This window comes from Enterococcus sp. AMC1157 (assembly GCF_058216555.1).
Genome location: NZ_CM177099.1, coordinates 751,026 through 770,843, shown reverse-complemented (window position 1 = coordinate 770,843; position 19,818 = coordinate 751,026). Strand labels below are relative to the sequence as shown.

At 34.5% G+C, this 19,818-nt stretch carries 18 protein-coding genes; 15 read left to right on the top strand and 3 right to left on the bottom strand.

Going from position 1 to position 19,818, the window contains the following annotated elements:
• Positions 1-4: 4 nt before the first annotated feature.
• Positions 5-1,201, bottom strand: coding sequence for an argininosuccinate synthase (locus AC4BBX_RS03700; RefSeq protein WP_490455120.1), 1,197 nt, complete (start codon positions 1,199-1,201; stop codon positions 5-7).
• Between the two features lie 226 nt (positions 1,202-1,427).
• On the opposite strand from AC4BBX_RS03700, the gene AC4BBX_RS03695 reads away from it, so the two are divergent.
• The 13 genes from AC4BBX_RS03695 to AC4BBX_RS03635 all read left to right on the top strand — a co-directional run bounded on the left by AC4BBX_RS03695 (position 1,428) and on the right by AC4BBX_RS03635 (position 14,349).
• Complete coding sequence (locus tag AC4BBX_RS03695; RefSeq protein ID WP_490455119.1) at positions 1,428-2,882, top strand: amidase; 1,455 nt, start codon at positions 1,428-1,430, stop codon at positions 2,880-2,882.
• 656 nt (positions 2,883-3,538) lie between these two features.
• Complete coding sequence (locus AC4BBX_RS03690) at positions 3,539-4,063, top strand: YqeG family HAD IIIA-type phosphatase (protein WP_490455118.1); 525 nt, start codon at positions 3,539-3,541, stop codon at positions 4,061-4,063.
• Positions 4,063-5,169 carry a ribosome biogenesis GTPase YqeH gene (yqeH, locus tag AC4BBX_RS03685; protein ID WP_490455117.1) on the top strand — a complete coding sequence of 369 codons (1,107 nt, stop codon included), beginning with the start codon at positions 4,063-4,065 and terminating at the stop codon, positions 5,167-5,169. The genes AC4BBX_RS03690 and yqeH overlap by 1 nt, the downstream gene beginning before the upstream one ends.
• A gap of 27 nt (positions 5,170-5,196) precedes the next feature.
• Complete coding sequence (gene yhbY, locus AC4BBX_RS03680; protein WP_490455116.1) at positions 5,197-5,508, top strand: ribosome assembly RNA-binding protein YhbY; 312 nt, start codon at positions 5,197-5,199, stop codon at positions 5,506-5,508.
• A gap of 68 nt (positions 5,509-5,576) precedes the next feature.
• Positions 5,577-6,185, top strand: coding sequence for a nicotinate-nucleotide adenylyltransferase (locus AC4BBX_RS03675; RefSeq protein WP_490455756.1), 609 nt, complete (start codon positions 5,577-5,579; stop codon positions 6,183-6,185).
• Entirely contained in the window at positions 6,175-6,762 is a 588-nt protein-coding gene (gene yqeK / locus AC4BBX_RS03670; RefSeq protein ID WP_490455115.1) for a bis(5'-nucleosyl)-tetraphosphatase (symmetrical) YqeK, read from the top strand. The genes AC4BBX_RS03675 and yqeK overlap by 11 nt, the downstream gene beginning before the upstream one ends.
• Positions 6,763-6,794: 32 nt before the next feature.
• Positions 6,795-7,136, top strand: coding sequence for a ribosome silencing factor (rsfS, locus tag AC4BBX_RS03665; protein WP_490455755.1), 342 nt, complete (start codon positions 6,795-6,797; stop codon positions 7,134-7,136).
• A 2-nt stretch (positions 7,137-7,138) separates the two neighbouring features.
• Positions 7,139-7,867, top strand: a complete 729-nt coding sequence (locus AC4BBX_RS03660; RefSeq protein WP_490455114.1) for a class I SAM-dependent DNA methyltransferase — start codon at positions 7,139-7,141, stop codon at positions 7,865-7,867.
• 108 nt (positions 7,868-7,975) lie between these two features.
• Positions 7,976-8,317, top strand: coding sequence for an iron chaperone (locus AC4BBX_RS03655; protein WP_490455113.1), 342 nt, complete (start codon positions 7,976-7,978; stop codon positions 8,315-8,317).
• Positions 8,314-9,369, top strand: a complete 1,056-nt coding sequence (locus AC4BBX_RS03650) for a hypothetical protein (RefSeq protein WP_490455112.1) — start codon at positions 8,314-8,316, stop codon at positions 9,367-9,369. The genes AC4BBX_RS03655 and AC4BBX_RS03650 overlap by 4 nt, the downstream gene beginning before the upstream one ends.
• Positions 9,370-9,371: 2 nt before the next feature.
• Positions 9,372-10,538 (top strand): nucleotidyltransferase, encoded by a 1,167-nt coding sequence (locus tag AC4BBX_RS03645; protein ID WP_490455111.1) that lies wholly within the window; start codon positions 9,372-9,374, stop codon positions 10,536-10,538.
• 97 nt (positions 10,539-10,635) lie between these two features.
• Positions 10,636-11,352, top strand: a complete 717-nt coding sequence (locus tag AC4BBX_RS03640) for a YebC/PmpR family DNA-binding transcriptional regulator (protein ID WP_490455110.1) — start codon at positions 10,636-10,638, stop codon at positions 11,350-11,352.
• Positions 11,353-11,607: 255 nt separating this feature from the next.
• Positions 11,608-14,349 carry an HD domain-containing phosphohydrolase gene (locus AC4BBX_RS03635; protein ID WP_490455109.1) on the top strand — a complete coding sequence of 914 codons (2,742 nt, stop codon included), beginning with the start codon at positions 11,608-11,610 and terminating at the stop codon, positions 14,347-14,349.
• A gap of 69 nt (positions 14,350-14,418) precedes the next feature.
• Here AC4BBX_RS03635 and AC4BBX_RS03630 read toward each other — a convergent pair whose 3' ends face one another.
• Positions 14,419-14,739, bottom strand: a complete 321-nt coding sequence (locus AC4BBX_RS03630; RefSeq protein ID WP_490455108.1) for a hypothetical protein — start codon at positions 14,737-14,739, stop codon at positions 14,419-14,421.
• Positions 14,740-14,947: 208 nt separating this feature from the next.
• Here AC4BBX_RS03630 and AC4BBX_RS03625 point away from each other — a divergent pair, with 208 nt between their 5' ends.
• Positions 14,948-15,583: a hypothetical protein gene (locus AC4BBX_RS03625; protein WP_490455107.1), complete on the top strand. Its 636-nt coding sequence runs from the start codon at positions 14,948-14,950 to the stop codon at positions 15,581-15,583.
• Positions 15,584-15,672: 89 nt separating this feature from the next.
• Complete coding sequence (cls, locus tag AC4BBX_RS03620) at positions 15,673-17,211, top strand: cardiolipin synthase (protein ID WP_490455754.1); 1,539 nt, start codon at positions 15,673-15,675, stop codon at positions 17,209-17,211.
• A 58-nt stretch (positions 17,212-17,269) separates the two neighbouring features.
• Here cls and helD read toward each other — a convergent pair whose 3' ends face one another.
• A complete protein-coding gene (helD, locus tag AC4BBX_RS03615) occupies positions 17,270-19,537 on the bottom strand; it encodes an RNA polymerase recycling motor HelD (RefSeq protein WP_490455106.1) in 2,268 nt (755 codons plus the stop codon).
• Positions 19,538-19,818: the final 281 nt, after the last annotated feature.

The following is a 19,818-nucleotide window of genomic DNA, read 5'->3' as shown; positions in this document are numbered from 1 at the left end:
TCCATTATTTTAATTTTGCTTGAATTTCTGCATGTACTTTTGTTGGTAGACCCCAAAGTTTGATGAAGCCAACCGCTGCATCTTGGTCAAAGGTATCAGCAGAGGTGTAGGTCGCTAAGTTTTCATCGTAAAGACTGTTCTCTGATTTACGTCCCTCAACGATAATATTTCCTTTGAACAGTTTCACACGAACTACGCCATTTACGTATACTTGAGTACTTTTTAGAAAGGCAATTAAGGCATCGGTTAAAGGATTAAACCACAAACCATTATAAATTACTTGCGCTAATTGTTGCTCGATAATTGGTTTAAAATGTGCAAGCTCACGAACAAAAACAAGGTCTTCTAACTCTTTATGGGCCGTCATTAAAGTCATTGCTCCTGGACACTCGTAAACTTCTCTAGATTTAATTCCAACTAAACGGTTTTCAATATGATCAATCCGACCAATTCCATGATTTCCAGCGAGTACATTTAATTCTGCAATTAAAGTTGAAAGATTCATTTCCTTTCCATCTAAGGCAACAGGTACACCTTTATCAAAGGTAATCTGAACGATGTCCGCTTGATCTGGAGTATCTTCCAGTTCTTTAGTAATGTCATAGGCTCCTTTTGGTGGAGCAGCCCAAGGATCTTCCAAAATACCACATTCGCAAGCTCTTCCCCAAAGGTTTTGATCGATCGAATAAGGATTATCTAAATCAGCAGGGATTGGCACACCTTTTTCAGCAGCATAAGCAATTTCTTCTTCTCGTGACCATTTCCATTCTCGAACAGGAGCAATCACTTTTAAGTTTGGATCTAAAGCGGCAATCGCTACTTCAAAACGTACTTGATCGTTTCCTTTACCAGTACAACCGTGAGCAATGGTAGTTGCATTGGTTTCATGAGCCAATTCAACCAATTTTTTTGAAATTAGTGGTCGAGATAGTGCAGAGACTAATGGATATGAATTTTCATAAAAGGTATTTCCTTGCAGGGCAATTAAAGCAAAATCTTGTGCAAATTCTTCTCTAGCATCGATAGCATAGGATTCACTAGCACCTACTTGCAAAGCTTTTTGTCTAATGGATTCAGTATCACGACCTTCACCCACATCTAAACAACAAGCAATCACATCATAACCTTCGTCAACTAACCATTTAACTGAAACAGAGGTATCTAAACCTCCTGAGTATGCTAAAATAACTTTTTCTTTCATAATTATACAAACCATCCTTTTATTTTTGATGGATTCATCTTATCAAAAAACTAATTCACTTTCAATCAAAAAAGTATAAATATTCATTTTTATTTAAAAATAAAAGATAAATATTCATTTTTTGTTTTTTCTCGAGATTAATTATGGAGAGAATTCCTTTTTTATGGTAAAAAGAAGAGGAAGGTTAACATTAGATAGTGAGTAAATAGTAGGAGGAGAAACAAAGATGAAAGATGGACTTTATTGGGCAGAAAAATTCAAGAATAAAGAAATTCATTATAGTGAATATTTAGATTTGTTGGAAAAAAAGATAAATTCTACAAATGATTCTTTAGCTGCCTTAGTGACATTTGAAAAAGAGGCTGCCTTAAAGCAATATCAAGAAGCAAATTTAGATCAGACAATTTTTGGTGGTTTGCCCATTCCGTTAAAGATGTTGGGGCAGTCAAAAAAAGGTTGGTTAGCTACCTCAGGAAGTCGCTTATTTGAAGGACAACGAGCAAATACTACCAGTCACTTTGTTTCACAACTTGAAAATAATGGATTGGTTCCGGTGGGTCAGACCGCTGCCCCAGAATTTGGCTTTAAAAATGTGACCGATGCTGAGATATATGGACATACAAGAAATCCATGGAATTTGGCTCATTCAGCAGGTGGATCAAGTGGAGGAGCTGCTGCAGCGGTTGCCTCAGGAATGTTCCCAATTGCGGCAGCAAGTGATGGGGGTGGTTCGATTCGAATTCCTGCTTCATTTAATGGGCTGATTGGTTTAAAACCAACCAGAGGTACTATGCCAGTAGGTCCATCTGGTTGGAGAGGTTGGCAAGGAGCTTCAATTTCCTTTGCTCTAACCGTTTCTATGCGAGATACAAATGCTTTATTTTACGGAATGCGAGGAACGGAAACAGCAGCACCTTATCAAGCACCTGCAATAGAATGGCAACATAATCGTCCTTCAAATAAAAAAATGAAAATTGCCTATTCTACAGTCTCGCCAGTAGCAAGCCCTGTATCAGAAGAAGCTATCGAAGCAGTTAAAAATGCTATTGATTTTCTGATTCAAGAAGGCCATGAAGTGGTGGAGATTACTTATCCAGTAGATGGAGCAAATCTTATTCGTAATTACTATCAAATGAATGGAGCTGAGACGGCGGCGATGTTTGCTGCTATCTCATCAGCTTTAAAACGAGAGGTCTCTAAAGAAGACATGGAATTAATGACCTGGGGGATTTACCAGTATGGAAAGAAACTCTCCGCAGCCAATTATGTTCAATCTTTGCAATCATGGGATCAAGCAGCTTATCAAATGGAGACACTTTTTCAAGACTATGATTTGTTTTTGTCACCGGCAACAGCATATTCCGCACCGAAAATTGAAACAGATTTACAAAGTGACGAAATTCGTTTAAAACTTCATCATATAGAAGAGCTATCCGTAGAGGAAGCAGCCGAAACTGTTTACGAAATGTTTGAGAAAAGCCTAACTTTATCTCCGTATACACAATTAGCCAATTTAACAGGACAACCTGCAATAAGTTTGCCTACACATCTGACAAAAGAAAATCTTCCGCTAGGCATTCAATTTATGGCCGCAAAAGGACGAGAAGATCAGTTATTGCAAATCGGTATGGAATTTGAAAGCAAGCAAAAGTTTCACTTACCATCCTCATTTACAGACTAATCTAATAGATTAAATTTACGATTAATGATTAATTTTTGAGAATAGCTATGTTCTAAAAAAATAGTAAAGTAGCTGTTCATTAAAACTTCCAGAATAAAACTCCGAAAGCTCATTGGTCGTGTGAGACCGCCACGAGCCTCTTACAGAGTCTCTTTGGCTGCTGACGTTCAAACACTGACTAAGTGCTAATTGCACTAAGTCAGTGTAATTCATTCAGCTCTGTAAGACACGACCAATGATTTTCTCCGTTTTATTCTTCCAGTTTCAGTGAATGATTACTCGATATAAAATTAGAAAAATATATCAAAATTGGAAAGTCATCTGGTAGAAAAGACAGACATCGTGAGCTAAAGATGAGGATGAATTATGCAGTGTTGAAAGTAGTGAGTTGCTACTTTCTTACACTGTATTTGAACGCCGAAAGGTCTGAGACTCTTGAGAGGCTCGGACCGGTCTCTCACAATGTCTGTTCTTTGCGGACAGATGGATTGGAAGTTTTGATGGATTTTTGCTATAAGCTATAAATAGTAACCAATCATTTAATTTTTATCAGGAAAATAGGTAGAAAACTTTTAATTGAAGGTTTTTTATTGTATAATCAACGGTTGAGGAGTACAGAGTCGTACTCCTTCATTTTTTGACTAAGAGGAGAAAGTATGTTTTCAAATTATAAACCCACTTGGATGGTAGATGCGATTTATAATGTCACTCCCGAACAATTGAAGAAACATGGAATTAAAGCAGTATTAACTGACTTAGATAATACATTAATTGCTTGGAATAATCCTGATGGAACAGAAGAACTACGTGAATGGTTAGAAGCGATGAGAATAGCTGAAATACCTGTTGTTGTCGTGTCTAACAATAATGACGAACGGGTGACTAGAGCGGTGGAACCATTCGGCTTAGAATTTGTTGCCAGAGCCTTAAAACCGTTGTCTCGTGGAATTAACAGAGCATGTAAAAACTTAAATGTGGATAAAAATCAAGTAGTAATGATTGGTGATCAAATTATGACAGATATTCGAGCAGCTAATCGAGCAGGTGTTCGTAGCATTTTGGTACGACCAGTTATTGAAACAGACAGTTGGAAAACACAATTTAATCGTTTTATGGAACGTCGAATTATGAAATATTTATTGAAGAAAAATCCTGAAATGAAATGGCAAGGTGAAATTTAATGACAACAATTCAGTGTATTGGATGTGGAGTTAACATTCAAACAGAAGAGAAAGAAGCGATTGGTTATACACCAACTGCTGCCCTTGAAAAAGGACTAGAGACAGGTGAAGTTTATTGTCAGCGTTGTTTTAGATTACGTCACTACAATGAAATTCAAGATGTTTCTTTGACTGACGACGATTTTTTGAGATTATTAAATGAATTGGGTCAAAAAGACGCGTTAATCGTGAATGTCGTGGATATTTTTGATTTTAATGGTTCACTGATTCCTGGCTTACACCGTTTTGTGGGTGATAACCCTGTTTTATTGGTGGGAAATAAAGTTGATATTTTACCTAAATCTTTAAAAAAATCAAAATTAACTCAATGGATGAAAGAACGTGCTCACGAAGCTGGTTTGCGTCCAGTCGATGTTCTTCTAACGAGTGCAAAAAAATCTCATGAGCTTTCCAATCTTTTGGATGCGATTGAGCAATATCGTGAAGATAGAGATGTGTACGTTGTTGGTGTAACGAACGTAGGAAAATCGACGTTAATCAATCAAATTATTCGTCAAACAGCAGGTGTACAAGAGTTAATCACAACCTCTCGTTTCCCTGGAACGACTTTGGATAAGATTGAAATCCCACTAGATGACGGACATTTTTTAATTGACACACCAGGCATCATTCACCGACATCAAATGGCGCATTATTTAGGTAAAAAAGATCTGAAAATTATTGCACCTCATAAAGAAATTAAGCCGAAATCTTATCAATTAAATCCAGAACAAACTTTGTTTTTAGGTGGTTTGGCGCGCTTTGATTTTATTCAAGGAGATCGCAGTTCTTTTATCGCTTATGTTTCTAATGATGTGGAAATTCATCGAACAAAGTTGGAAAAAGCTGATGCCTTTTATGAGAAGCATGTGGGTGGTTTGTTGCAACCACCACGAGCAGATGAGAAAGAGGAATTTCCTGAATTAGTGAGATTTGAATTTTCGGTCAAAGAAAAAACAGATATTGTTTTTGCAGGATTGGGATGGATTACTGTTACAAAACCTTGCGTTGTTGCAGGGTGGGCACCAAAAGGCGTAGATGTATTGAGACGGAAAGCCTTAATTTAAAAATGATTAAAAGTAGAGGTAGATAAAATGGAATTACGAGGAAAACAAAAACGCTTTTTACGAAGCGAAGCACACCATTTACAACCAATTTTTCAAGTTGGTAAAGGTGGTATGAACGATGCAATGATTCAACAAATTGGCGAAGCTTTAGAAAAGCGTGAGCTAATCAAAGTATCATTGTTACAAAATACAGATGAGATTGCAGAAGATGTGGCAGCAGAACTAGAAAAACACTTAAATTGTGATGTTGTACAAATTATCGGACGTGTGTTAGTGGTATTCAAAACGTCTTCAAAAGAAAAATATCAAAAAATTTCATCACAAGTTAAATCACTATAAAATAAGTTAGATAGAAGTATAAGGAGGTCTTTGAGTTGCTAGGTGAAACTTATTGTAAGGTTCAAACAATTACTGAAGTGGAACCAATAGTTACTTCGTCAAGAAAGCAGATAGGACTATTAGGAGGCACGTTTAATCCAGTGCATCTTGCCCATCTGATTACAGCTGATCAAGTAGGGAATACTTTAGGATTGGATCAAGTCTTAATGATGCCGTCTAATCAGCCGCCTCACGTGGACGAAAAAAAGACTATTGAAGCAAAACATCGATTAAAGATGTTAGAATTAGCTATCGAAGACAATTCTCTATTAGGTGTTGAAACCATCGAATTAGAGCGCGCAGGGAAAAGTTATACCTACGATACAATTAAAATTTTAAAAGAAAAAAATCCAGATACTGATTACTTTTTTATTATCGGTGGAGATATGGTAGAGTACTTACCAAAATGGTTTAAAATTGATGAATTGATGCAGATGATTCAATTTGTCGGAGTACGTCGTCCTAATTATCCTACAGAAACAGATTATCCGATTATTTGGATTGATGTTCCGTTAATGGATATAAGTTCCACGGCTATTCGAAAAAAAATAGCTCAAGGTTGTTCAGTGAATTACTTACTACCTGAGAATGTGGTAAACTATATTCAAGAGAAAGGACTGTATCTAGATGAAATATAGCAACAACTATATTGGAATGACCCGTGATGAATTAATTTCTTGTGTAAAAAATCAAATGAGTGAAAAAAGATTCCGTCATGTTTTGGGTGTGGAAAAAGCAGCTGTTTTTTTAGCAAAAAAATATGGCGTTTCAGAAGAAGAAGCTAGCATTGCGGCTTTGACTCATGATTATGCAAAGGAACGTTCTTCCGAAGAATTTCAAGAGTGTATTCGCCAAGAAAATTTTGACTTAGATTTATTAAACTGGGGCAATCAAATTTGGCATGGATTAGTTGGTGCGAACTTCGTCAAAAAAGAATTAGGTATTACGGATGAAGGGATTTTACAAGCGATTCGTCTCCATACGACAGGCGCTGCTGAGATGACTTTATTGGACCAAGTGATTTACGTTGCTGACTATATCGAGGAAGGTCGTAATTTTCCCGGTGTAGAAAAGGCTCGTGAACTTGCTTCAAAAAATTTACAGGAAGCGGTCGCTTTTGAAACCAAACATACCTTAGCTCATCTTATTGAGAAAGAACTACCAATTTATCCAAAAACTTTAGAAACATATAATAAATGGGTTGCAAAAAAGTAACCAAGGAGGGAACTATCATAGATAGCAAACAAATTTTAGAAATCGCTGTTCGTGCAGCAGATTCAAAACATGCAGAAGATATTATGGCACTTGATGTGCAAGAAATTTCATTATTGGCGGATTACTTTGTGATTTGTTCAGGTAATAGTGATCGTCAAATTAATGCGATTGTTGAGGATATCGTTGAACAAGAACAAAAGGCACAAGTTGAAATTAAACGTGTAGAAGGAAAAGACGGCGGTAAATGGGTTCTAATCGACCTTGGGGATGTCATTGTCCACGTATTTAACAATTCTGAACGTTCATTCTACAATCTAGAAAAACTTTGGTCGGATGCTCCACTTGTTGATATTCATGAATGGGTTGTTGAGTAATTATGGCATATGAAACATTTGCCTTTGTTTACGATGAAGTAATGGATATCAGTCTTTATCAAAGATGGCTGGACTTTTCTTTGCGACATCTAGGCGAGCGCAAACAAATTTTGGAATTAGCTTGTGGTACAGGAGCATTAGCCGTTGAATTTGCCAAAGATGGTTTTGATGTGACTGCTTTAGATTTATCTGAAGAAATGCTAATGATTGCCAGTGGAAGAGCAGAAGAAGCTGAAGCAACTGTTCAATTTGTCGAAGGGGATATGTTGGATCTATCTGATATTGAAACCTATCAAGCTGTGACGTGTTTTTCAGATTCTATTTGTTATATGGAAAATGAAATGGATGTGCAACAGGTATTTGATGGCGTGTATCAAATTTTAGAAGATGATGGCATTTTTATTTTTGATGTCCATTCTACTTATCAAATTGATGAAGTTTTCCCTTCTTATAGTTATCACTATCAAACAGAAGAATTTGCCTTTTTATGGGATAGTTATGAAGGAAAAGAGCTTCATAGTATTGAACATTTTTTAACTTTTTTTGTTGAAAATGAAGAAGGTAGCTTTGTTCGTGAAGATGAATTGCATAGAGAACGTACGTATCCTTTAGAAGTTTATTTATTGCTTTTAGAAAATGCGGGTTTTTCAAATGTAGAAACTTATGCGGATTTTATTGATAGTGAACCGAATGAAAAAAGTCGTCGTTGGTTTTTTGTTTGTCATAAATAGAAAATAAATTTGATTCATGGTCACTCATCAGATTTGCTTATAAAACTTGATTTACTGTAAGGAGCTAGGACAAAAATGTCAGGGCTCCTTTTTTGGAAAGGAGAAACGATGATGTTTGAAGAATATATTCAAAATACACCTGCTACTCACCAAGAATACTTATGGAAAGTGTATCAAATCATTAAAGAAGAATTTCCTGAAGCAAATGAAAAGTTTTCTTATGGTATGCCGGCTTTTTATTGGAAGAAAAATGCTATTTACTTTTCAGATAACAAAAAGCATTTGGGTTTTTATCCAACGCCTTCTGTTGTTAGTGCTTTTAAAGAGCGCTTGGATGAATTGGAAATCCAATACTCAAAAGGCGCTGTTAAATTTCCTTACAATCAGCCATTAAATGAAACACTAATTCGTGAGATGGTTCGTTATAGGAAAAAGGAGCTTTCTGAATGAAAAAAATTCTAAAGAGTTTGCCTTATTTGATCGGTGGTTTAATTGGTTTTTTACTCGCATTCTTTGATTTGATTCCGGAAAGTTGGAGCGGACTTGCTTTTATTTTAGCAATTATCAGTTTTTTTGTTTTTATTGTCTTACATGTCGCCATTCATGAATTAGGTCACTTAGTTTTTGGTTTATTAACAGGATACAAATTTGGCAGTATTCGTTTGTTTTCTTGGATGTTAATCAAAGATGGAGAGACCATTAAGTTTCGTCGAATGGAAGTTCCTGGAACTTTGGGGCAATGTTTAATGGTTCCACCTAAAGGAGAATTTTATTTCAAATTATCTATATTAGGTGGTGGTATTGCGAATATTGTGGTCGCTCTTATTCCTTTATTCATCGCCGGATTCGATTCGGTCTATGCTTGGATTTTTGCAGTCACAGGTCTATTTATCGGTATTAGTAATTTGATTCCAATGAGTTTTAATGACGGTACGACCTATCGTCTAGCAAACAGCAGTAAAGAACAAAAATATCTTTTGTATTTGCAACTACAAATTAATTATTTAACTACCCAAGGAACAACTATCACAGAATTGCCGGAAGAATATTTTGAATTAGTTCCTCAAATTCCTCAACGAACTTATTTTAATGATTGGCAAGAATTTTTAATTTTAAGCCGAAAATTATTTCGACATGATTGGGAAGGGTATCAAAAAGGAATCGAAGAATTATGGGTAAGAAAAGACGAACTTGTTTTACCTTATCAAATTGAGCTAAAAAAAGAACTACTGTTTTGTCTTTCATTAACAGATCCTTCTGATTTACGAGTAAAAGAAATTTGGTCAGACAAACAACTGCAGCAGAATTTAAAAATGCCGCTTTTAGGAAATGATCGTATTCGTGCAGCCTATATGTTTGGCGTGATGAAAAATAACTATGGTGCACAGGCGATTTTAAAAGAAGCCAAATCAAAAGTTGATCAGTCACCCAATAGAGGAGACGCATTGAGCGAATTAGAGTTATTTGATGAGTTGATTAATTACTTTAAAGAAGGTGAATAAAATTGAGGGCTTGTGGAATAATTGTGGAATATAATCCTTTTCATAATGGACATAAGTATCATGCGAAAATGGCGAGAGAATTATCGCAAGCAGATGTTGTGGTTGCTGTGATGAGTGGTAATTTTTTGCAAAGAGGTGAACCAGCCATTATTGATAAATGGTTACGGTCAAAAGAAGCACTTGAAAATGGAGTCGATTTAGTAGTTGAATTGCCAATTCATTGGTCTTTGCAATCGGCAGATTATTTTGCACGTGGAGGTATTTCTTTATTACAAGCATTGAAATGTGATAGCTACTGTTTTGGAACAGATGCCGCAGCTGAATTTGATTATCAGGCATTTGGAGAATTCGTTAATTATAATCAAACCCTAATTAATCAAACTTTCAATGAAATTGAAAATCCTAATATGACTTATGCTCAAAAAATGACGGAAGTTTATCGAAAAATTTATCCTCAGTTGCAACTTACAGGAGAAGAACCCAATCATATTTTGGGTCTTAGTTATGCTCAAGAAAATGCTCGTTTTTCAGAACCAATGAAAAATATTCCATTAAAACGTATAGGTGCCGGTTATCATTCGAAAGAAATAACGAATGCTATTGCTAGTGCGACCGCTATTCGCCAAGCGGTGTTAAATGATCAAAATATTTCTCAAGTGGTTCCTAAACAAACGGAAGCAGACTTAAATAACTATCAAATATCCTGGGAGAATTTTTGGTCGTTATTAAAATATCGCATTCTTTCTAGCAGTCTTTTAGAATTACAAGGAATTTATCAGATGACGGAAGGCTTAGAATATCGTTTGAAACAATTTATTTCTCAAGCCAATCATTTTGAAGAATTTGTAGAATTAGTTAAAACAAAACGTTATACCAAAACGAGGATTCAACGGTTGCTGACTTATGTCCTGCTAAATATTAAACACACAGACATGAAAGAAGCTTGGGAAAATGATTATTTGCATATCTTAGGTTTCACAAAAAAAGGTCAAGCTTATTTAAAAGAGAACAAGAAGAATTTTTCTTTGCCAATTCTTTCAAAAATTGGCAAGCCAGAAGAAGAGAAGTATACTTTAGCTGTTAAAGCGGATCAAGTTTATCAATTAGCAACGAGTAAAATTTTAGAGCAAAATTTTGGTCGTTATCCTATCCAAAAGAAAAGTCTATAAGAAAATACTTCACAGAATGACTTTGGCAAAGTATAATAGTAGAGGATAATTTTCATCTTAAAGAATGAAAATAAATAATAGAAAGAGAAGTGAGATTATGGGTCGTAAATGGGCAAATATCGTAGCTAAGAAGACTGCGAAAGATGCAAACAATAGTAAAGTTTACGCTAAATTTGGGATTGAGATTTATGCAGCAGCGAAATCAGGTGATCCTGACCCACACTCAAACCAAAAATTAAAATTTGTTATTGATCGTGCGAAAACGTATAACGTACCAAAACATATCATCGATCGCGCCATTGAAAAAGCAAAAGGTTCAGGAGACGAACAATTTGCTGAATTACGTTATGAAGGATTTGGACCAAATGGTTCAATGATTATCGTGGATACTTTAACAAATAACGTCAATCGTACAGCTGCCGATGTTCGAGCTGCTTTTGGTAAGAATGGTGGAAACATGGGAGTGTCTGGCGCAGTATCTTACATGTTTGATAACACTGCTTTATTTGGTTTTGCCGGAGAAGATGCGGATGAAATTTTAGAATTCTTAATGGATAAAGAAATTGATGTGCGTGATGTGGAAGAAGAAGATGGACAAATTATGGTTTATGGTGAACCAGAAGATTTCCATGCAATTCAAGAAGCGTTAAAAGAAAAAGGAATTGAAGATTTTAGTGTAGCTGAAATGGAAATGATTCCTCAAAATGATGTGACATTAACGGATGATGACTTAGTGAAATTTGAAAAGCTAATTGATGTCTTGGATGATTTAGAAGACGTTCAAAAAGTTTTTCATAATGTAGAATTAGATTAATAGTCATCTTTTCCGAAAGGCTAGAAAGTTTATTTTATAAACTTTCTAGTCTTTTTTGTGTGGAAAGTGTGTGATTTGATTCCGAATTAAACTAACATTATTTGCTTTCAAAAATTGATTTTAATCTTAAGAAAGTTTCTATATGTTTTACCAGACTTCTACTGTATAATGCAGTTGGAAGATAGTGAACAATATAGAATTTTTTGAACATTATGTGGTCAGTTTTCGTTAAGATTTAAAAATAGGGAGTTTTTTATGGACAAGTTTCAACAAAAAGATGTACCAATTATGAAAAGACGACTGGTATGGGGAGTATTTCTTAGTATTGCAGTTTTTATTTTAGCAATTTTTTTGTTATTTAGTAATGAGAAAAAAAGACTAGATATTGAGTATGAAAGTATTATTACAGAAACCTTAAATACACATACGGAGCAAAAAGCTCAAGTTATTCAACAGACAGTGAAACGTGCAACAAAAGCACTTGAAATTGTTAAGATGACCATTGAAAAAAGCGGTCTACAAGATCCAGTTGCTTTTTTACAACAAAGAAATTTGATTAACCCTGCTATTATCGTAAATTTTCAAACAATGACAGAACTTGAGACTAGTGGTTATGGAGAATTAACGAATACATTAAATCAAATTCCAGCTCTTTTGGATGGAGAAACCATTGTCAGCGATGTTTTTTTTGACGAAGCCAGTGGCGATTATTTGATTGCTGTCATGATGCCTCGGCTAGCAGATGATCCAGGCATTTTTTATGCACAAGTAAATATCGGCAATATGGTTTCTAATCAGTATAAAACAGTGACTTATAAAGATGTTCAAAGTACGTTAATCTCTTCTGATGGGGAAGTACTATTTAATACATTTGGTTCTGGTCAAGGAGGAAACTTTTTTGACAGTTTACAGGATTTAGGATTATTAGAAGAAGATATTTCTAATATTCGGCAAATGATTGAAGCAGAAGAGGTAGTGGAGAGTAGGACTTTTATTCGACACAAAGAACCGTATTTTGTTACGTCAGTGCCAATTAATATCAGTGGTTGGCAATTAGTTTCTTTTGTAAGAGGTCCAGATGTGTTGTTTCGTTCAGCAGGTATTTTTGAAGAAATTGTCCGAATTAGCTTATCTGCAATATTAATTACCTTGACTATTTCAGGAGGATTTTTTCTATTGCTATTGTTTAATCATAAAAAATTAGATGAAGAACAAGGAAGAAACCAGCGACTAAATTCCCGACTACAAGCCATTTTTGAACAGCATAGTGTACTTTCAATGATTATTGATTATCAAACGAAAAAAATTTTAGAAGTGAATGAAGCAACTGCTCAATTTTTTGATTTAGATAGGACGGAAATTATTGGTGAATCCATCTACAAATTTAATCGTTTAGCTCCTCAAATTCTAGAGGAACAATTTAATAAATTAGCTTCAGAAAAAATCAAATTTTTAGCGGCACCCCATCAACTTGCAAATGGTGAAATCAAATTATTAGACATTTATTTTTCATTAGTTGATGATGTAGAGGATGCTCATATATATGCAGTTCTATTTGATTCAACAGATAGAGAAAAATACCGTAATGAGATGTACAAAGAAAAAGAGTTGTTTAAAACAACTTTACAATCAATTGGAGAAGGAGTTGTTACAACAGATAGCCAAGAAATTATTACTGGTCTAAATATTGTAGCAGCTAACTTAAGCGGTTGGAAAATTGATGAAGTTGTAGGCAAAAAGTTTCAAACAGTCTTTCAGTTTAGTGACGATCAAAATCATAAATTACTTAAAAATCCAGTTTGTAAAGTTATCGAAAGTGACGAAGTCTTGGAATTAGCGAATATTGAACTTATTCAGCCCAACGGCAAAAATATTTCTGTAGCTAATACTTTTGCCCCGATTACTGCTGAAAATGGCGAAAAACATGGTGTAGTTATGATTTTCCGTGATATTAGCGAAGAAAAAGAAAATCAGCGCCGAATTAAATATTTGAGTTATCATGATACCTTGACGGGTCTTTATAATCGTCGATATTTGGAGGAACAATTGACCAAAGTATCTAACATTCGTCAAGCTTGTTCTGTAATAATGACAGATGTCAATGGCTTAAAAATTACTAATGATATTTTTGGACATGATCTTGGAGACAAGCTTTTAGTAAAAGTTGCAAATATTTTTCGAGAATGTTCTAGTGAAGAAGATATTATTGCTCGCTGGGGAGGCGATGAATTTATTATTTTGATGCCTGAAAAATCCTTAGCAGAGGCGGAATCTCTTATAAAAAAAATAAAAACAATTGATTTAATTACTGATGAAAGTAATCTTCCTTTAAGTCTTTCTTTAGGTTGCGCCTATGCTGATGGAGAGGTTGTTACAATTTCAGAAGCTTTGCAACAAGCAGAAAAACATATGTATCAACAAAAATTACTACAAGGAAAAAGCTTTAGAAATTCTATCATTAATACTTTGTTAGCTATGCTTTATGAAAAAAGTACCGAAACAGAAGAACATTGTAAGCGACTGGAAGCCTATTGTGTTGCAATCGGTCAGAAGATGAATTTAACAACAAAAGATCTAGATGAACTATCGTTACTAGCTTTACTCCATGATATTGGAAAAGTTGCTATTCCACCGAGTATTCTTAAAAAACCGGGACCTTTGACTCCAGCAGAGTGGGAAGAAATGAGACGACACCCAGAAATTGGTTATCGTATCGCTCAAGAGTCGACTGAATTGGCAAGTATCTCTAATTTGATTTTGTCTCACCATGAGCGTTGGGATGGTAAAGGCTATCCAAGAGGGCTTGTTGGAGAAGACATTCCTTTGGCTTGTCGAATTATTTCTGTCGTGGATGCTTTTGATGCAATGACCAATAATCGTGTGTATCATAAAGCAATGAGTGTAGAAGAAGCAATAACTGAAATCATAAAGAATGCCGGAACACAGTTCGATCCACAAATAGTAGAAGTTTTTTTAGAAATTTTAAAAGAAAACTAAAAAAGCCGTATCCTAGTTAGTCACTACAAACACTCTAGGATACGGTTTTATTTAGTTTTAATAACTAAACTATTCTTCTGAAATATTTTGAGCTGCATAAAAATCTTTTAAGGAAAAACCATGAGGCAGCATCGAAACGTCCGGATAACCTGATTCACTTTTTTCCCTATTGCGTGCAACCCATTCTGCATATTTTTCAGGATGATGTAGCCTAATTTTTTCTGCCCAACGACGACTTTCATCAGAAAGATCTGGTATTTTTTTGACGGTAGGTTGCTTGACTGATTCTGTTTTTTTTAGCTGATTTTCTTCTTTTGATGGAACCTCGATAGGTTTTGAAACAGGTGGCTGAGAGACAAACGATGTAGGACTAATTGGTGGAATTTTCAATACAAGTCACTCCCTTATCTAATTTAAGATTACTATCGGTTGGTTATAAAGAAGTTTTAGCATTTTTTATTTTTTTTGTAAGTACGTTGTAATTGTTATTTAAAAGTTGTATACTATAGTTTTTTTTGAACATTTTTTTGAGATATTTTTAATTAAAATATGTTATCATTATGTAGATATGATAGTGAAATAACAGGGGGAGGAAACAATGGAAGAACAAATTGTTTTGCAACCCTTTGATCGAATTTTAAGTGGCTATGAAAAACGGACAGAAGTTGCAGTTGCTATTTCCGATTGTTCACAGCTTTGTGAACAATATCAATCATTTGGCGTTCAAGGTTATCGCTTAGGAGACTATCAAGGGGCAAGCTATTTAAATCGCTACATTAATTGCTCAATTGCTCGGGCACCATTATTAATCTATAAAAAATTTTACTTAATTCCGCTTGTTTTTCGTGCATCTCCAGAGTCTTCAAATTTATTTTTAGAAAAAAATCGTATGGCGGGATTTTTTTATCTATTAGATTGGTTGATTAAATACCAACCAAAAAAAGCAATTATTAATTATCGTCCAAGACAAAAAAATGAACTACAAATTGTAGATAGTGCCTTTGTTGCTTTTCGATTGTCAGAAATTTTAGATGGAGGTGGCTTTCCGATTAGCCAATTCAAAACACTAGATGAATTTATCTATTGGAATCGAGAACATAAATTAGTTAGTAATCCTCAAATTGGCCGTCACAGTAGAATTTTTGATGTCAATAATCGAAATAATTTATCTGAATTACAACTAATATTAAAAATCATCCAATTAAAATATCCTGAAACGACACTATTTGTTTAAAAGACAAGTTCGAAACTTGTCTTTTTTTATTGTTTGCGTATGATAATGAAAGGGGGTGTCGAATGGAAACAAAAGAACCGATTTATTTATTGAAAAAGAGTAAAAAAAATGCGTTGCAGTTGGTATTTAGTCGTTTAGGAATTATTTTAGTTTTTCTATTATTACAAATTCTGTTGTTATTTAGTATTTTTAATTATGTTTCAACTAATTATGTCCATGTATATTATGGGGGAGCTGTACTTGTCACTTTGTTTGGCTACATTTATTTATTAAATAGTGGCACAGATAGCAGTGTAAAACTTACATGGATGGTAATATTCACTGTTCTACCAATCATTGGAATTTTTCTTTATTTTTATCTTAAATTGGACTTGGGACATCGATGGGAAAAAAGACGCTTAATTCGACTCCAAGCTGAAAGTAATCATTTAATTAAGACAGATCCTTCTGTTGAATTAAAAATGAAAGATGAAAAAGATTTACAAGGAATGGCTAAATACATAGGAGATACGGGTTGTTATCCTGTTTATGACAATATTGATATGCGCTATTTTCCTACTGGAGAAGATAAATTTGCAGACCTAATTCACGAGTTACGTCAAGCAGAAACCTTCATTTTTATGGAGTATTTTATTGTAGCTGAAGGTATCATGTGGGGAACAATCCTTGATATTCTAATAGATAAGGCAGCTGCAGGAGTGGAGATTCGCTTTTTATATGATGGTTTTAACGAATTTTCTAACTTATCACATATGTATCCTAAAAAATTAGAAAAACTAGGTATTAAATGTAAAATTTTTGCACCGATTCATCCATTTGTTTCGACTATTTATAATTTTCGAGATCACCGAAAAATCTGTGTGATTGATGGGAGAGTTGCTTATACTGGTGGTGTAAATCTAGCAGATGAATATATTAATGAGATCGAACGTTTTGGTTATTGGAAAGATACGGCAATTAAAATTAAAGATCAAGCAGTAGATAGCTTTACTTTAATGTTTTTACAAATGTGGGCGATGGATGATGGGGTTGTTGAATTTTCGAATTGGTTAAATCTTCCACAAGAAAAAAATGAAACAGAAGGATTTGTAATTCCTTATGGGGATGACCCACTTGATGCTGATCGAGTAGGTGAATTCATTTATATTGATATTTTAAACAAAGCAACTGATTATGTTTACATCATGACGCCTTACTTAATTTTGGATGATGAAATGGATTCTGCTTTACGATTGGCTGCCCGTAGAGGCGTAGATGTAAAAATTATTATGCCCCATATTCCTGATAAAAAGTATGCTTTTGCTTTGGCTAAAAATCATTATAAATCTCTGATTCAATCAGGTGTTCACATCTATGAATTTACTCCGGGATTTATACATGCAAAAGTTTTCTTAAGTGATGGTGTGAAAGGAACTGTAGGTACTGTCAATTTAGATTATCGGAGTTTTTATCATCATTTTGAATGTGGCGTATATATAGAAAAAGCACCTGTGTTAAATGATATAGCAGAAGATTTCCAAGAGACATTAGCTCAATCACAATTAGTTACTTTAGAAATGGTCAGAAATGAAAAATTTCTGATGAAATTAGCTGGTTGGTTGTTAAAAGTTTTTGCTCCATTAATGTAATCCAATTAAAATAACCGACAGATAGAAAGGAATGTTTTTCTATCCGTCGGTTGTTTTTTTAATTTTTGTAAGTTGTTTTATCTGCTAATTCAAGTAACGGACTGTTTTCTCCAGTCGATACCACAAACAGTTCATGCATGGCTCTAGTAACAATTGTATACAAAACAAGTTTATCCTGTTCTGAATAAAAGTTTTGACCAATATTCCAGGCAAAAACCCGATCGAATTCTAACCCTTTTGCTAAAAAGGCTGGAATAATCATGATAGAGCGTTTCATAAAGTCTTCTTCTGAAATTAATAATTGGACTTTTTCTTTTAAATCGAAAGAAAGAGAGTCATATAGAGCTTCACACTCTTCGGTTGTTTTACAGATGATTGCCGAACGCCAACGTCGATTTTTTTCAGTGTCAGATAGAGCCTCAGTTAGCCAGTTCAAACTTTCCGTAGTTGTGGAAGCATTGACTATTTGAGGGAGATCTCCTTTTCGGGCTGTTGTTTGGACTTGATCTTCTTGAGATAAGAATTGATTGGCAAATTGCGTGATTTCTTCTGTTGAACGGTAACTAGTTGTTAACTGATAACGAGCAACAGAAGTTTCTGGGAACAACTGATCTAAAGAATGAACAATTGTTTCGTTGCCAAATACTTTTTGATTTAAGTCTCCACATAAAGTTAGCCCAGCTTTTGGATACAATTCTCTTAGTAAGGCAACTTGTGCGGGTGGAAAGTCTTGCATTTCATCAACAAAGATAAAGCGTGCCTTTTGTTCAACAGGCATTGGATATAGTCCTCGTAATAATAAAGCATACAATAGCGCATCTTCTTGAGTTAATTCTTTATGAACAAAACGTTGACGAGTTTCCTGACTTGCTTGATGCCAATCTTCGGGGGTCAATCCAGCACTCTCTAAAATCTTACTTGGAGTTTGATTTAGAAAGTGTAGATATTGCTTAGGAAAATGAATAAAGTGGAATCGTTTAATTCCTCGAGTCAGGCCTCTAAATTTTTTACGGGCAATTTGTCGGCGTGCTTTATTATATAGTTGACGTTCTTTTTCTTCTGAGTATTCTAGATGAGGGTCGTTATCAAAAGCTTCTTGTACTAGTTCTCTTGCTGCTTCTTTGACCCATTTCTTTTTCGCTTCATCTTTTTCAAGTCCACCAACTTTTTTCAAAATTCGTGTTTGCAATAATTGGGTTCTTTGATAAAGAGGAAGTTGATCATTGGTTTCTAGATACCACTTTCTTAATTGATCCTTTGAGATATATGTTTCGCCTTGAATTTTTAATTCTCTAAAGAGCGGGCCTAATGCAGTAATTCCTTTGATATATCCAGGAATTCTTTCCACTAAACTTAGTCCATTTTTTAATTTTTCTGCTTGATTGTCATGCCCAGTTAAAAAATTAGTTTCTTGCTGTTCTTCTTTCACGATTGTGTAATTCGGTATTAATCTTTGTAAGAAAGAACGGAATGTACGGGTAGGAACTTCACTTTCACCCAGAGAAGGAAGAACCATTGCGATATAGTCAGAAAAAAGGTGATTAGGAGAAAATAGTAGAACTTGTTCATCCTCTAACCATTTGCGATTTCGATACAATAAGAAAGCAATTCGTTGTAGGAGAGCCGATGTTTTTCCACTACCAGCAATTCCTTCAATTAGCATAACTTTACTTGTCGTATCTCGAATAATTTGATTTTGGGCCTTTTGAATCGTAGACACAATATTTTTCATTTGAGAAGAAGAGGCTTCGTCTAAAATTTCCAATAGAAAATCATCATTGATAATCTCAGATGTATCAACCATTGATTGTAATTGTCCGTCTTGAATTTTGAATTGACGTTTTAATAACAATTCAACTTCAAAACGATCTGATTCAGTTTCATAAAAAGTAGTTCCTAATTCTCCTTCATAATACAAATTGGCAATTGGAGCTCGCCAGTCAATGACTAGAGTATTTTCTTTGTTATCTCTTAAAGAAGCGATTCCTAGGTACAAAGTTTCTCTAGGCTCGTTTCCTTCTGTAAAATCAATCCGAGCAAAATAAGGATTTCCAGACATAGTTTCTAATGTTTTTAATCGTTTTTCCTGAGATTCAGCTGTTTGATAGCGCAAAAGTAACTCTTGTTCGTGCTGTTGATATTCTAATACAGATTCATAAAAAGCTTCTTCAGATCCTGTATTTATTCGTTTTTCTGAGATTTCTTTTAATTGAGTTTGTAGGGTATCTTGTAAATTATTTTTTTGTTTCTCAATTAATGTGTGTTCATTTTCGATGATTTGAATGGTTTCTTCTACATGTTGCTGTTCTAATAAACGTTCTTTCATTTAAGCAACCTCCTTAAAAATATAGCCTTAAAAGTATAGCACATAAAAGGAAGAAGTGGGATTAAAAAGAATAAACTATGGTAATATTAATTGATAAAAGATTACCTTTGATATATTACAGACAAGTCTTAATTAAACTTTGAACTTTCCAAAATAAAACTCCAAAAGCTCATGGGTCGTGTGAGACCGCCACGAGCCTCTTTACAGAGTCTCTTAGGCTGCTAACATTCAAACACTGACTAAGTGCTAATCGCACTAAGTCAATGTAATTCATTCAGCTC